The following is a 282-nucleotide window of genomic DNA, read 5'->3' on the forward strand; positions in this document are numbered from 1 at the left end:
ACACGTCCAGAACTTTCTGCTTTTGATGGTATCGAGATCTCATCAACCGTTGTGGTGAGTTCTTGTAATTCATTGGCACGCTTAATCTCTATAATCTCAATCGTATGGCTGCTATCTTGTCCTAAAGACATTTGATTAATCGTCCGAGCAAGCCTTTCATCATGAGAATGTAAAGCATGCAAAACTTGCCAAACAACACGGTATCTCTTATTGTTTTTTAATGCCTCTTCTGGTGAAACACCAGCAGGAACACCAACCGGCAAAATGATATAGCCCATCTTT

1 protein-coding gene is annotated in these 282 nt (G+C 40.4%); it reads right to left on the bottom strand.

What is annotated here, in order from left to right; translation table 11 throughout:
* Window positions 1-282: hypothetical protein (locus ACFINF_RS09540; protein WP_375620633.1), on the bottom strand; the 282-nt coding region annotated here is incomplete at both ends.

It is taken from the genome of Bartonella sp. TS25HLJMH, from assembly GCF_042193505.1.
In the GTDB taxonomy this organism is placed as follows: domain Bacteria; phylum Pseudomonadota; class Alphaproteobacteria; order Rhizobiales; family Rhizobiaceae; genus Bartonella; species Bartonella grahamii.